Source organism: Acetobacter sp. DmW_136 (assembly GCF_008690365.1).
Taxonomy (GTDB): domain Bacteria; phylum Pseudomonadota; class Alphaproteobacteria; order Acetobacterales; family Acetobacteraceae; genus Acetobacter; species Acetobacter oryzifermentans.
The window spans coordinates 175717-189976 of the sequence record NZ_VHON01000007.1; the positions used below are offsets into that span (position 1 = coordinate 175717).

Here is a 14260-nt window from a genome sequence, read left to right on the forward strand (position 1 = left end):
TGATATCATGACAACATCTTCTACCCATCCTGCCCTTTTTAAAAATGGGCTGCCGCTGCAGCTTATCCTGCTTTTGGGGCTTGTTACGGCAATTGGCCCGCTTGCTACAGACATGTATCTTCCGGCTTTTCCTGATGTTGAACGGGATTTGGGCGGTGGCGCTGGTTCTGCTCAGTTTACGCTGGGGGCATGGTTTCTAGGGCTGGCGTTTGGTCAATTCTCTCAAGGCCCGCTGTCAGATAGGTTTGGGCGCAAGGTTCCTTTGGTTATAGGGCTTGCAGTCTTTGCTGTTGCATCTGCCATGTGTGCTGTGGTGCGGGATTATCATCTGTTCTGTATCATGCGTTTTATTGGTGCATTTGGTGGTTCTGCCAGCGCAGTTATTCCGCGTGCCATTGTAAGAGATGTGGCAACCGGCAAAAAAGGTGCGCATATTATGGCGCAGCTTACACTGGTGTTTGGTGTGATGCCTGTGTTGGCCCCCAGCATGGGGAGCTTGGTGCTGGAATTTGGGAACTGGCGGTGGATATTCTGGAGTGGCACCCTATACGCCATTCTGGGTATGGTTGGCATTATATACATGCTGCCAGATACGCTGTCCTCCGCGCATCGGATGCGCTTGGCGCCCTTCGAAATTTTTACCCGTTACCGCACGATCCTGCGTGAACCTGTTTTTCTTTCCAATGCGCTTATCACAACATTTTCTACTTTTGTGATGTTCGCCTATCTGGGAAGCGCGCCCGTTCTGTTTGAACAGGTTCTTCATTTTTCTCCCACAGCTTTTGGCGTGTTTTTTGGTGCAAATGCTGCCGCTTTTATTTTGGGAACCCAGATTAACGGCAGACTTGTGCATAGGTTTGCCATGCCTGCTTTGCTAGAGGCCGCCATTGTCTGGGCTTTGGTGATGGGCGGCATTTTTGTGGTAGTGGCTTGTTCCGGTTTGGCAGGTCTTGCGCATCCGTGGCTGACATGCGGGCTGATTACATGCATTACCGGCGCATTGGGGTTTATTGGGCCAAACGGTACCGTAATGGCATTTTCACGCCATGCACATCAGGCAGGTAGTGCTTCTGCCTTGCTTGGCACAATGCAGTTTAGCCTTGGCTCATTAAGCAGTGTTCTGGTGGGTATTTTGCCCGGAGGCGGCGCTATTCCAACAGCTATTGGCATGATGATAGGTGTTATCGGCATGGTCTGTGCCAATATCCTGCGCCGCAGGCATACAGACAAAGCAGAGCATGAATATTAAATTAAAGCGCGCAGGGAAAATCTCTGACGTTAATGGCTAGAAGACCTATCAGACGGTTTGCCGTAAATAGCTTGGGTTTGTGGGGTAACAGTATGCCCGTCTTCTGTTTCCATGGATCCAGCAGCGCCAGAATCTGCATCGGGCAGTGTTTCGTAACGTTCTTCAGGTTTGGGGGGCTGAGCCTCTGCTGGCTTGCCCTCACGGGCGGCTTGAGCTTCTCGCAGGTTTTCTTCCTGTTCTGCCGCCTTGGCTTCTGCCGGAGCAGCTTCGGGCAAAAAGCGTCCTGGCCGCTCAGGGGGAACGTCAATATTTTCTCCCTCAATAGGCCCGTGACATGCCACCAGCAGTGGAGAGACCAATAGAAGGTTTCCGATCAGGGTGCCTGTTTTTTTCGCCAGAAGCATGGACGGGTTCATTGTAAAGGAGAAAGAGAGAAAGCTGTGAGATCAGCTTTCTAGGCGGCGTGCTTCATCTGGCAGCATGATGGGGATGCCATCACGGATAGGAAAGGCAAGACCAGCTTTTTTGCTGATCAGTTCATTTGTTTCAGCATTGTAAGTCAGAGGCCCTTTGGTAACAGGGCACACAAGCACCGAAAGAAGCCGGGAATCAAGCGGAGGTGTGTCAGACATCAGTTCTCTGTTCCTCAGTAAAAGGTTCAGGAAGGCGGGCCTTCCTGTTCCGGACCAGACAGGTCTAGCAGTGTTTGCAGCACCCGCACACGGTCAGTTAAATCTTCGGCATCAAGCAATGCCTGTTTTTCTGCCGGAGGGAAAGGACAGATCATGGGCAATGTTACAAGCAAGATATCATCATCCATCTGTTCCAGCAGAGACCAACGTGCCTGTAGCCCTTTTTTCTGGAAGTAACGCCGCATAGAGCCCAGAAGCTTTTCCCGGTCAAACGGAGCAGACGGAATTTCGTTCAGATCCCCAGCAAAAGTGGAAACATCTATCCTTGCTTGCCGATACCCACGTGTTTCTCCTGTTTCACGCAGGAGCCTAAAGCGCGTAAGGCCTGCAAGTGTAACGGCATAAGTTCCATCGGCGCGTTCAGTAAAGGAAACAATCCGGCCAAGGCACCCTATGGGGTACAGTGGCGGGGCGCTGTTCGCTTCATCTTCTTCTTCCCGCCAACGCGGCTGGATCATGCCTATCAGGCGCTGCGTTGCCAGTGCATCTTCCACCAATGCAATATAGCGTGGTTCAAACACGTTAAGCGGCAGTCTTCCGCGTGGCAGAAGAACAACGCCGCTTAACGGAAACAGACCAATTTCCGGAGGGATATCGGCTAAAGTGACATCCCCTAGTTTGGGAACCCGCCGGGGGATGTCATCTTCATCTTGAAAAAATACTGCAGCCAAAAAGTTTTACATCCTCATGAAAACAGCATGGAGGACAGACGACGGCGCGAAACCGCAGTTGCGGGTTCTTCATTGCCCCATGCTTCAAAAAAACGCAGAAGTTGCTGCTTGGCAGCCCCTTCCTTCCAGTTACGGTCTGCCTTGATGATATGTAGCAGTTCATTCGCGGCTTCTTCGCGTTTTCCGGCAGCATTCAGGGCTGTTGCCAGTTCGCAGCGTGCTTCAAAATCTTCCGGGTTGGCGGCAAGGCGTGCGTGAATGCTTTCCATTTCCTCTGCCGCCTTACGTCCTTCCTTTTTCAGGTCCAGCGCAGCACGTGCGCCAGCCACTTCCGGGCTATCGGTTATTTTAGCAGGTACATCTGCCAGAGCGGCAACAGCGGCATCTTCATCATCCAGCGCCAACATCGCGCGGATAAGCCCACCCCATGCACGTGGGTTTTCTGGCTCTTCCCCAATAACAGAGGAATACAGTTCTGCCGCACGGGCTGGCATTTCAGTTTCCAGCGCCACATCTGCTTCACGCAGTTGTTCTGTTGCAGGCAGAATGCCGCCACCGCTGCTTTTTAGAATGTTTTCGACAAACTTCTTGATTTCGCTTTCCGGCAAAGCGCCTTGGAACAGATCCAGAATCTGCCCTTTCCAGAAGGCCGCAACCAATGGAATAGACTGTAGCGGCAAGCCAACCTGCGCAAGCTGCCCAGCTAGAGCACGGTTTGCTTCAATATCAATTTTAACCAAGCGCACTTTGCCACGTGCTGCTGTCACCACTTTTTCCAGCACAGGAGCAAGCTGCTTGCAGGGGCCACACCAATCTGCCCAGAAATCAACCAACACAGGAACAGAACGGCTTGCTTCAATCACATCCTGCATGAATGTGGCCTGAGACCCATCCGTAATCACAGGTGCCGTGCTCTGAGGTGCTATGGTGCCGTTTTGTGTATCAGACTGCGGCTGACCGAGAAGGTGTTCCATATGTTCCTGTATCCTTAATCCAATGCTGCGGTCAGTATGGAAAATATCCTTCTGGCCGACTTTGATCTGTTTATATGTTCTAGATGGTCAATCAGAGCATGATGCGCAATGGCAATTAGGGCATGGCTTGCCCATATCAGATTAAAGACAATGGCTGTCGCCGCCTTATCACGCATTGCATGAAGGTGGCCTTAGGCGGCATACTAGGACAAAACAGGAACGGCGGCAGATTTCTTACATGAAAAAATCAGAATTTTCCGGTCAGCAGAGCATCCGGGTGCGTGGTGCGCGAGTTCATAATCTAAAAAACGTGGATATTGATATCCCGCGTGATAAGCTGACAGTCATGACTGGGCTTTCTGGGTCTGGCAAATCTTCTTTGGCGTTTGATACAATCTACGCTGAAGGGCAGCGCCGCTATGTGGAAAGCCTTTCGGCCTATGCGCGCCAGTTTCTGGAGTTGATGGGCAAGCCGGACGTAGATTCCATAGAGGGTCTTTCTCCGGCAATTTCTATTGAGCAGAAAACAACATCAAAAAACCCGCGTTCTACCGTTGGTACTGTTACGGAAATTTACGATTACATGCGCTTGCTTTGGGCGCGGGCAGGCGTGCCATATTCTCCAGCTACCGGGTTGCCAATTGAAGCGCAAACAGTCACCCAGATGGTTGACCGTATTATGGCGTTGCCGGAGGGAACACGCCTGATGCTTCTCTCTCCCGTTATTCGTGATAGAAAAGGGGAATACCGGAAGGAACTGGCAGAGCTTCAGCGTAAAGGTTTTACACGCGTAAAAGTAGATGGAACGCTGTACGAAGTTGATGATGTTCCTAGCCTGAACAGAAAGTTACGCCACACTGTAGAAGTTGTGGTTGACCGTGTTGTGGTAAAAGAAGGGCTTGAAACGCGCCTTGCAGACAGCCTTGAAACAGCCTTGGGGCTTTCTGATGGCATTGTGTATGCTGAAGAAGTTTCAAAAAATGAAAACAAGAAAACAGAAAAGCTTGTTTTCTCATCACATTTTTCCTGCCCAGTAAGTGGGTTTACACTGGAAGAAATTGAGCCTCGGCTATTTTCTTTCAATGCGCCACAAGGGGCGTGTCCGGCTTGTGATGGCATTGGTGTGGAAACCTACTTCAACCCACATCTTATTGTGCCGGATGAAAGCCTTAGTCTTACAAAAGGTGCTATAGCGCCATGGAAAGATGCGAAATCTCCATTATTGGAACAGACGCTTGAAAGTTTGGCACAGCATTTTTCTGTAAATATGGATACACCATGGAAGGATCTTCCAGAAAATGTGCGAGACGGTATTCTTTATGGCACTTCTGAAAATGTAGATTTCACCTATAAAGATGGCAGGAAAAGCTATGTTGTTTCCAAACCATTTGAAGGTGTTATTAAAAGCTTAGAAAAACGCTTGCGCACTACAGAAAGCATGTGGGTAAGGGAAGAACTTTCCAGATATCAATCTGAAAAAGCATGTCATGTGTGTGAAGGTGCGCGATTGCGGCCAGAGGCGCTTTCTGTGCGTGTAGCTCATAAGAATATTGCACAAGCCTGTGAGTTACCTATAGGGCAAGCTCTGGATTGGTTTGATACAGTTCTGCCAACCCTTACGCCGCAAAGGGCCGAAATTGCACGCCGTATCCTGCGTGAGATTTTAGAACGTTTGAAGTTTCTTGATGATGTGGGATTGGAATATCTTACCCTTTCAAGAAGTTCAGCAACCCTTTCTGGGGGGGAAAGCCAGCGTATTCGTCTTGCTAGCCAGATTGGTTCCGGGCTGACAGGTGTTTTGTATGTTCTGGATGAACCTTCTATTGGCCTTCATCAACGTGATAATGAACGTCTGCTTGGCACATTGCAGCGTTTGAAAAACCTTGGAAATACTCTGATTGTTGTTGAACATGATGAAGATGCCATTAGAAGTGCAGACTGGCTTGTGGATATGGGGCCGGGTGCGGGCGTGAACGGTGGTACAATTGTTGCCCAAGGTACACCAGCACAGGTTGCCAAATCTCCCGATAGTTTGACAGGTGCCTATCTTTCTGGGCGCAAGAAAATTGATGTTCCTGCTGAACGTCGGAAAATAAATAAAAAGAAAATTCTGACAGTTGAAGGTGCTACGGGCCATAATCTGAAAAATGTAACAGCCCGTTTTCCGCTTGGTACGTTCACCTGTGTAACTGGTGTATCGGGTAGCGGAAAATCTACACTGGTTATTGATACACTCTATAAAGCACTTTCTCGCCAGTTGATGGGGGCAGGCACATCTCCAGAACCTTATAAGCGCATTAAGGGGATGGAGCTGCTAGACAAGATTATTGATATTGACCAATCCCCTATTGGGCGCACACCGCGTTCCAACCCGGCAACCTATACAGATCTTTTTACACCCATAAGAGATTGGTTTGCGGAACTTCCTGAAAGTAAAGCAAGGGGTTACAAACCCGGCCGCTTTTCCTTCAATGTAAAAGGTGGGCGTTGTGAAGCATGCCAAGGTGATGGTGTTATTAAAATTGAAATGCACTTTCTGCCAGATGTGTTTGTAACGTGTGATGCCTGTAAAGGGCAACGCTATAACCGTGAAACACTTGATATTAAGTTCCGCGGTAAATCCATTGCCGATGTGCTTGCCATGAGTGTGGATGAAGCTCTCCCTTATTTTTCGGCCCAGTCTCGTATTAGGGATAGGTTGGCCATTTTGCAAAAAGTTGGGTTGGGATATGTCGCATTAGGGCAGCAGGCCACGACCCTTTCAGGGGGAGAAGCGCAGCGTGTTAAGCTTTCCAAGGAACTGGCTCGTAGGGCAACGGGGCGCACTCTGTATATTTTGGATGAACCAACAACAGGGTTACATACGGAAGATGTAAGAAAACTTCTCGAGGTTTTACATGCTCTTGTTGATCAGGGAAACACAGTTGTTGTGATCGAACATAACCTGGAGGTTATAAAAACGGCAGACTGGATTATAGATGTTGGCCCAGAAGGTGGTGATGGTGGTGGACAAATTGTTGCCGAAGGTACACCAGAAGATATTGCAGCATGCCCCGAAAGTTACACAGGTCGGTTTCTTGCTCCACTGTTAGTGAAAAAATAATGAAAAAATCTTTTTTTTCTTTAGCTATTATCGGGTTTTCTGCTCTGTTTGCAAATGGAGCAGAAACGCGCAATGCAGTGGCAGAAACAGCATGCTCTGCCCTGCCCTCTTCTGTGCTGTTTGAAAAACAGACATGGACAGAAATTCAGTCTGATATTGCGTGCGGGGTTACAACTATTATTATTCCCGTTGGTGGAACAGAACAGAGTGGGCCCTATATAGCTGTTGGCAAACATAACACGCGTGTTATGGACATAGCGCAAAAGATAGCTGAAAAATCCGGAAAAACCCTTGTAGCACCAGTTGTTTCATATGTTCCAGAAGGTGGGATTTCTCCCCGCACTTCGCACATGAAGTTTCCGGGAACCATCACAATACCCGCAGATGTTTTTGAGAAATTGATGGCGTCTGCGGCAAAAAGTTTTCAGGTACAAGGGTTCCGTCTGATTGTTTTTATTGGCGATCATGGCGGTTATCAGAAATCTTTGGATAAAGTGGCTACGCAACTTAATAAGGAGTGGTTTGGCACCCAAGCTCAGGCTCTTTATGTAAAGCAATATTATAGCGTTATACCGCATCAGTATGCTCAGTGGCTTAGCCAGCATGGATATGCAAAAGATGTTGGTATGCATGCAGATATAAGTGATACATCACTCATGCTGGCGATTGATCCAACAATGGTAAGACTGGATGCATTACAAAAATCTGGCACGCCATCCAGCGTGCAGGGTATTTATGGGGGAGATCCGCGTAAAGCATCGGCCAGTTTGGGGCAGATAGGTATCAATATGCAGATAACTGCGGCAATTTCTGCTATTAACGATGCGCGAAATAAATAAGTGGAAGTTGTTTTATAGAGTAGAAGGTAGGTTTTCTACTTAAAAAAGATTAGAATAGACCTTATTAAGGCACCATGATAAATCCAACCTGATATAATAGATAAATCATGGTGCCAGAGATAATGAGGTATAGTGTAATGGCTTCCAAAGCCTATTTGATAGCAGCAACGACTTTAGCTGCGGTAATGAGCGCTGGAACGGCAGCATTTGCGCAGGATACAACGCCGGTGGCTCCGCCGGTTCAGCCTCCGGTGGCTGAAGCTCCTGCACCTGTAACCGCACCCGTTTCTACCCCTGTTCCGGAAAACGCAACAACTTTAGCTACAAAGATTGAAACAATACCGGGTATGCCCCCCGTTATTGATCCAAATAACCTTTATAGTGAAACGCGGGCCGATAATATTGCACCGGAAGTAGCACAAGATCCAGCGCGTATTTATGTGCCAAATCTGCGCTCAAATGATGTTTCTGTTATTGATCCTGCAACTTCAAAAGTAGTGGATCGTTTTCCTGTTGGTAAAAGCCCACAACACGTTGTGCCATCGTGGGATCTACGCACATTATGGGTAACCAATAATGCAGAAGGCACAACAAATGGTAGCCTGACGCCAATAGATCCGCGCACAGCCAAGCCTGGGCCAGCTGTGCAGGTGGACGATCCTTACAACATGTATTTTACGCCAGATGGCAAATCAGCCATTGTTGTAGCAGAGGCGCGTAAGCGGCTGGATTTTAGAGACCCGCATACAATGGCTTTGCAGGAATCTGTTGAAGTTCCGCAATGTAAGGGCGTGAATCATGCTGATTTCTCGATTGATGGACGTTATGCCATTTTCACATGTGAATTTGGGGGGCATCTTGTAAAAGTTGACACTGTAAATAAGAAAGTTTTGGGTTATCTGGCGCTTTCAAGTGGTGGTATGCCACAGGATATTCTGATCTCTCCAAATGGAAAAACCTTTTACGTTGCGGATATGATGGCAGACGGCGTTTTCCTTGTTGATGGGGATACGTTTAAGGAAACAGGCTTTATCCATACGGGTGTGGGTACGCACGGTTTGTATCCTAGCCGCGACGGTACAAAAATGTATGTAGCTAACCGTGGTTCTCATAAAATTCATGGTAAGCCGCATAGCAAGGCTGGTGGTGTTTCTGTAATTGATTTTGCAACCAACAAGATTGTGGCTGATTGGCCTATTCCTGGTGGGGGTAGCCCCGATATGGGGAATGTAAGCGCAGATGGTAAAAGCCTATGGCTTTCCGGGCGGTTTGATGATGTTGTTTACAGAATCAACACCGATGATGGTTCCATGATCAAAATCCCGGTTGGTGCGGAACCCCACGGTCTTACTGTATGGCCGCAGCCTGGCCGGTATTGCATCGGTCATACAGGTATTTTGCGTTAAAAGTAGAACCTAAATAATGTTTTTGAAAAAAGCCTTTCTTGTTTCAAGAAAGGCTTTTTTTATGGGATATAGGAAAGCGGTATGTCTGATTTTCAGAATGAAAATATTGAAAATAATAATGCAAAAAAGAAACTTTCTTCATTTCAAAAATTATCTCCTGCGCAGGAGTTGCTGAAGAAAGATATTCTTGAGTTTTGCAAAGATCATCAAAAAGATGAACACGCTATTTTTGTTATCGAAGGTGATGCAGGAACGGGAAAAAGTCTTGTTATAAATTCTATTTTTAATGATTTGCAGCGTATGTCCAGGAATGATCATCTGGGAGGCTGTTTTTCGGGGAAAGAAAATTATCTTATTGTGAATCATCCTGAAATGATGAAGCTATATACGAATATTTCAGAAGATTTCCCATATATCAGGAAAAAGGATTTTGAACGCCCAACAACATTTATAAATAAAATGAATAAATTAGGAAAAAGGGCAGATGTTGTTCTGATTGATGAAGCACATCTTCTTTTAACACATTCTGATAAATACAATAGATTTAACCAAAACAATCATTTGGAAGAGATTATAAAACTTGCTCGTATTGTTATCCTTGTGTTTGATGAAAAACAGGTTTTAAAGTTTAAAAGTTATTGGAATAAAAAAACGCTTTCAAAAATACTAGAAGGTTTCCCGGCAAGGGCATTCTATCTGACAGATCAATTTCGAATGCATGCAAACACGGATGTTCTGGAGTGGATAAAAAATTTCTGTTCAAAAAAAGTGACATCTTTCCCAAAAAAGCAGAGCTTTGATTTCAGATGCTTTGAGGATGCTCAAGAAATGTACGAGTTGATCAAGCAGAAAAACAACCAGTATGGATTGTCACGCATTGTGGCAACTTATGATTACCCATACAGATTGGATGGAAAAGAGCACTTTATTGATGAAGGGCGTTTTCATTTACGGTGGGATCTCTCAAAACCAGACGAAAAATTGCCTTGGGCAGAACGGCCAGATACCATCAATGAGGTTGGATCTGTTTATACAGTGCAGGGGTTTGATCTGAACTATGTGGGCCTTATTCTGGGCCCTTCCGTTACGTATGATGCACAAGCAGATTGCTTGCGCCTAGACCCGGCGCGGTATGAAGATGGTGCAGCATTTGCGGGCAAAGGTGGCTTGGCTCAACCAGAACAGGTTAAAGAGCAAATCATGCTCAACGCTATCAATGTGCTTATGACAAGATCCGTAAAGGGACTCTATATTTACGCGCATGATCCAGCTTTGAGAGAAAAATTGCTGCAAGAGCAATCATTGCGCAGCTAAGCCCTTCCTTAATGCTGGAAGGCCGAGGGCTTATCACTTCATAACTGCATGGCAGATTTGCCAAACGGCAAGGGAAACATTCTGTCATGTAAAATTAAGGAAAGTTGATTATTCAAAGAAAATTAACCTCAAAAGAGCTGTTTTTCTTTGAATACAGGACTTGTTTCGTACGCATTCTAATGCCAACTGAAAGGTAACAAGTTCTCTTTCCTCATTACTCAGGCTCAACTGGTCATGTTCATAGAAACCGAAGGCACACCTAATCCTGCTACGCTCAAATTTCTGCCGGGGCAGGCTGTTATGGGCGATGCTGGCACTATTGATTTTATTGATGCTGATGCCGTAGCCGGTCGTTCTCCTTTGGCTGAGGCTTTGTTTGCCCTTCCGGGTGTTTCCCGTGTGTTTTTGGGGAACGACTTTGTGTCTGTAACAAAAGCAGATTCCGAAGATTGGGAAGAACTGCGCCCGCAAATTCTGTCCACTCTGATGGATCATTTTGTGGCAGGGCATCCTGTGGTGGCAGAAGGCGTGGCGGTTACAGAAGATGCAACCGCGCCGGAAGACGAAGAAATTGTAACCCAAATTAAGGAACTGCTAGACATGCGCGTACGCCCAGCCGTGGCAGGTGATGGTGGGGATATTGTTTTCCGTGGTTATCGCAATGGCATTGTGCGGCTGACCATGCAGGGAGCTTGTTCAGGGTGTCCATCTTCCCGCGCAACACTCAAGCATGGTGTAGAAAACATGCTACGCCATTACGTGCCAGAAGTGGTTTCTGTTGAACAGGTAGATTAAGCACACTGCACCTGTCTGCTTTTGTCGCGCTTCAAAGCGTGGCATAGAAAGCAGGCAGGTGTTTTTTATGCCTGCCCTTTCAATGATAGATGCAAGACAGGGCAAGATTCATATGCTGGATGAAAACGGGCTGGATCTCCTTTTCAGAAAGGCGCGTACGCCCCTCCGCTGGACAACCCGCACAGTTGAAGAAGATGTGCTGCGCCAGCTTTATGATCTCACAAAATTTGGCCCAACATCCGGCAATTGTAGCCCTGCCCGGTTTGTTTTTATTACCGGTTCAGATGGGCGTGAGAAACTGCGCCCGGCTTTGTCTGCTGGCAACATTAATCGGGTTATGGGGGCGCCTGTTATTGCCATTGTCGCGCATGACCCATTGTTTTTTGAACAGTTGCCGCGTTTGTGTCCGCAGGAAAACCTGCGTTCATGGTTTGCATCAGACGTTGGGTTGGCAGAAGAAACTGCTTTTCGTAACGGCACGCTCCAGGGGGCTTATATGATTATGGCAGCGCGTGCCCTTGGGGTGGATGCTTTGCCTATTTCTGGGTTTGACCAAGCGTTGGTGGAAGATGCTTTTCTGGCCGAACAAGGGTGGCGCGCAAACTTTCTGCTGTGTCTGGGATATGGAGATTTTGAAAACCAGCCACCACGTGCGCCTCGTTTGGCGTTTGAAGAAGCCTGCTGCGTGGTTTCATGATGGTACAGCGTATTCTGGTTCTGGATGGTAGCCCGGCAGGAGAGTCGGCTTGTGGAATGGCTGCATGTGTTCAGGTTGAGCGGGATAAGCTTTTGGTGCTGCATGCCGAGGTTGTTGCTGGCAAGCAGGCAGCAGAAGGCATTAATCTTCTTGCCGATAAGGTTTTACAACAAGCAGGATGGGGCGCTGAAACCGGCGTACAGCCAGACCTTGTGGCCGTGGTTGTGGGGCCGGGATCTTTTACAGGGCTGCGGGCATCTTGTGCTGTAGCCGCTGGGTTTGCACTGGGCGCAGGCTGCCCAGTGGTGGGCGTAACACGAGCAGAAGCACTGACACCTGCACTGGATGCAGAATTGCAGAGGTATCCAGAGTTAAAAGGGTGGATGGTGATAACGCCAGCGCGTCGTGGCCGAGTGTTTGTAGAGGATGCTCAGCAAGTCCGTGCCGTCATGATAGCCAATTGGCATCCGCCAGAAGGAAGCTGGTTGGTGGCGGGGGATGCCTGTGAGGCTCTTTCTTTTTCACATGCTGTTTACTCTCCATTACACACACCAACACCAGAGCAAATTGCAAGTGCAGCGTTAAAGCGCCAAATGGGTAAGCTGCCTTTGCTAGATCCTGTTCCACTGTACGTAGATCCGCCAGAAGCCAAGCTCCCGGCGGATGGATTAAGAGCCAAACCAGTTTGACCGTGCATGTGCAGGAAGCCAGCGTTGTTTACGCACCTTTGTTGGCCAACATACATACCCAGTGCTTTGGTGCAGGTGCACAGTGGGATGAAGCAGCCATAACGGCTTTGCTGTCATCTCCGGGTGTGCAGGCAGGTCTGGTTATGGTGAAAGATCAACCAGCGGGCTTTATAATGTTGCGAAGCGTGGTGGATGAAGCAGAGGTTTTAACCATCTGCATTCTGCCAGAAAATAGAAAGCGCGGTTTGGCGCAACGTTTGCTGGCATGGTGCATACAGGTTGGGCAGCATAATGGGATGCAAAACCTGTTTCTGGAAGTGTCTGTAAACAATCAATCCGCCAGAGCCCTGTATGAAAAACAGGGCTTTGAAAAACTGGGTTTACGTAAAAAATATTATGAAGATGGATCGGATGCCTTGGTTTTGGGTCGATCCTGCCAAGCAGTAAGCCCTTAGTCAAACAGAAGTAACCCTGCATAACCAAGGGCTGTTATTTTAAAAGCGGCTTAAAGGGCGCGGTTACCGATATCTGTGCGCCATATTGCTCCATCCCACGAAATGGTTTTAACACCTTCGTAAGCGCGTTCTTGCGCCTGTTTCACGGTATTGCCCAACGCGCAAACAACCAGCACGCGCCCTCCGGCTACAACAAGTTCTCCCGCAGCATTCAGCTTGGTGCCCGCTTGGAACACCTGCACATCAGGTAGTTTGTTGGCGTCTTCGATACCGGAAATCACGGCACCCTTTTCTGGCGTGCCGGGGTAGCCACGGGCTGCCATTACAACGCAAACAGATGCTTGATCGGAAAATGTGACAGGGGCTGTATCCAGCTTATCTTCAGCAAGAGCCTTTAGGGCAGGAAGAAGATCAGACGTTAGCCGAGGCAGCAGAGCTTCGGCTTCCGGATCACCAAATCTAACGTTGTATTCGATTAATTGAGGGCCACTTTCTGTCAGCATCAGTCCCGCAAAAATAACGCCCCGGAAAGGTGTGCCACGACGCACCATTTCTTTCAGCATAGGGCGTACCATCACATCGAGCGCAGCTTCCTGTTCTGCTCGACCAAAGCTTTTTGGAGGAGAAACCGCTCCCATTCCACCGGTATTGGGGCCTGTATCTCCATCTCCAATGCGTTTGTGGTCTTGGGCAGCGCCAATCAGCGTGGCTGTTTCTCCCGCACAGAACGCAAAAAGCGAGACTTCCTCACCAATCAGGCAATCTTCAATCACCACGCAGCGGCCTGCATCCCCAAGTGAGCCACCGGCCATCATGTCCTGCACAGCGCTTTCGGCTTCGGCCAGTGTGGTGGCCACCACAACGCCTTTTCCGGCGGCCAGACCATCGGCCTTGATAACAATGGGTGCGCCTTTTTCACGCACGTATGTTAAAGCAGCGTTTACGTCCGTAAACCGCTCAGCCTGTGCTGTGGGAATATTGGCGGCGTAGCAGATTTCCTTGGTAAAGCTTTTGCTGCCCTCAAGCCGGGCGGCGGCCTGTGTGGGGCCAGCGCAGGCCAGCTTGGCGCGGGCACAGGCATCTGCCAAACCAGCTACCAACGGAGCTTCCGGGCCGGGAATAACCAGATCGACTTTTTGTTCCAGAGCAAACTGCACAAGTGCAGGAACATCCTGCGCACCAATGGGCACGTTTATACCAAGTTCTGCTGTGCCGGGGTTGCCGGGTGCGATAAACAGGGCTGAAAGTTCCGGAGAACGGGCAAGTGTTGCGGCCAGCGCATGCTCCCTGCCGCCAGATCCAACCAGAAGTACCCGCATTGTTTTCTCCTGCATCTTGATGTTCTGCTCTTTTCAGGGCGAGCGTCTGTAGCATAG

At 48.4% G+C, this 14260-nt stretch carries 14 protein-coding genes; 9 read left to right on the top strand and 5 right to left on the bottom strand.

Features of this window, described 5'->3' with window-relative positions; all coding sequences use genetic code 11:
• The first annotated feature begins 7 nt into the window (after positions 1–7).
• The gene (locus FKW31_RS03905; protein ID WP_150177845.1) at positions 8–1249 is read left to right on the top strand and encodes a multidrug effflux MFS transporter; all 1242 of its coding nucleotides are present in this window, start codon (positions 8–10) and stop codon (positions 1247–1249) included.
• Positions 1250–1278: 29 nt separating this feature from the next.
• Here the strand turns inward: FKW31_RS03905 and FKW31_RS03910 are convergent, their stop codons facing one another.
• From FKW31_RS03910 to FKW31_RS03925, 4 genes are read right to left on the bottom strand one after another with little or no spacing between them, the layout of a single operon-like run.
• Positions 1279–1665, bottom strand: coding sequence for a hypothetical protein (locus FKW31_RS03910; RefSeq protein WP_150177847.1), 387 nt, complete (start codon positions 1663–1665; stop codon positions 1279–1281).
• Between the two features lie 30 nt (positions 1666–1695).
• A complete protein-coding gene (locus tag FKW31_RS03915) occupies positions 1696–1881 on the bottom strand; it encodes a Trm112 family protein (RefSeq protein WP_003623252.1) in 186 nt (61 codons plus the stop codon).
• 26 nt (positions 1882–1907) lie between these two features.
• Positions 1908–2612 (bottom strand): LON peptidase substrate-binding domain-containing protein, encoded by a 705-nt coding sequence (locus FKW31_RS03920; RefSeq protein WP_006116601.1) that lies wholly within the window; start codon positions 2610–2612, stop codon positions 1908–1910.
• Between the two features lie 14 nt (positions 2613–2626).
• A complete protein-coding gene (locus FKW31_RS03925; RefSeq protein ID WP_063353241.1) occupies positions 2627–3586 on the bottom strand; it encodes a tetratricopeptide repeat protein in 960 nt (319 codons plus the stop codon).
• Positions 3587–3824: 238 nt separating this feature from the next.
• Between FKW31_RS03925 and uvrA the strand changes: the two genes are divergently transcribed.
• From uvrA to rimI, 8 genes are all read left to right on the top strand, one after another.
• The gene (gene uvrA, locus FKW31_RS03930) at positions 3825–6689 is read left to right on the top strand and encodes an excinuclease ABC subunit UvrA (RefSeq protein ID WP_150177849.1); all 2865 of its coding nucleotides are present in this window, start codon (positions 3825–3827) and stop codon (positions 6687–6689) included.
• The gene (locus FKW31_RS03935) at positions 6689–7528 is read left to right on the top strand and encodes a creatininase family protein (protein WP_150177851.1); all 840 of its coding nucleotides are present in this window, start codon (positions 6689–6691) and stop codon (positions 7526–7528) included. Before uvrA ends, FKW31_RS03935 begins: the two co-directional genes overlap by 1 nt.
• Positions 7529–7635: 107 nt before the next feature.
• Positions 7636–8934 carry a YncE family protein gene (locus tag FKW31_RS03940; protein ID WP_006116605.1) on the top strand — a complete coding sequence of 433 codons (1299 nt, stop codon included), beginning with the start codon at positions 7636–7638 and terminating at the stop codon, positions 8932–8934.
• Between the two features lie 81 nt (positions 8935–9015).
• Positions 9016–10248, top strand: a complete 1233-nt coding sequence (locus FKW31_RS03945) for a DUF2075 domain-containing protein (protein ID WP_150177852.1) — start codon at positions 9016–9018, stop codon at positions 10246–10248.
• A gap of 234 nt (positions 10249–10482) precedes the next feature.
• On the top strand, positions 10483–11043 hold the full coding sequence (locus FKW31_RS03950) for a NifU family protein (RefSeq protein WP_150177853.1): 561 nt from the start codon (positions 10483–10485) through the stop codon (positions 11041–11043).
• Between the two features lie 67 nt (positions 11044–11110).
• Entirely contained in the window at positions 11111–11740 is a 630-nt protein-coding gene (locus FKW31_RS03955) for a malonic semialdehyde reductase (protein ID WP_150177855.1), read from the top strand.
• Complete coding sequence (gene tsaB, locus FKW31_RS03960) at positions 11737–12429, top strand: tRNA (adenosine(37)-N6)-threonylcarbamoyltransferase complex dimerization subunit type 1 TsaB (protein ID WP_006116609.1); 693 nt, start codon at positions 11737–11739, stop codon at positions 12427–12429. Before FKW31_RS03955 ends, tsaB begins: the two co-directional genes overlap by 4 nt.
• Positions 12430–12431: 2 nt before the next feature.
• Entirely contained in the window at positions 12432–12884 is a 453-nt protein-coding gene (rimI, locus tag FKW31_RS03965) for a ribosomal protein S18-alanine N-acetyltransferase (protein WP_193562040.1), read from the top strand.
• A 50-nt stretch (positions 12885–12934) separates the two neighbouring features.
• On the opposite strand, the gene purD is transcribed toward rimI, so the two are convergent.
• A complete protein-coding gene (gene purD, locus FKW31_RS03970) occupies positions 12935–14218 on the bottom strand; it encodes a phosphoribosylamine--glycine ligase (RefSeq protein ID WP_006116611.1) in 1284 nt (427 codons plus the stop codon).
• Positions 14219–14260 lie beyond the last annotated feature (42 nt).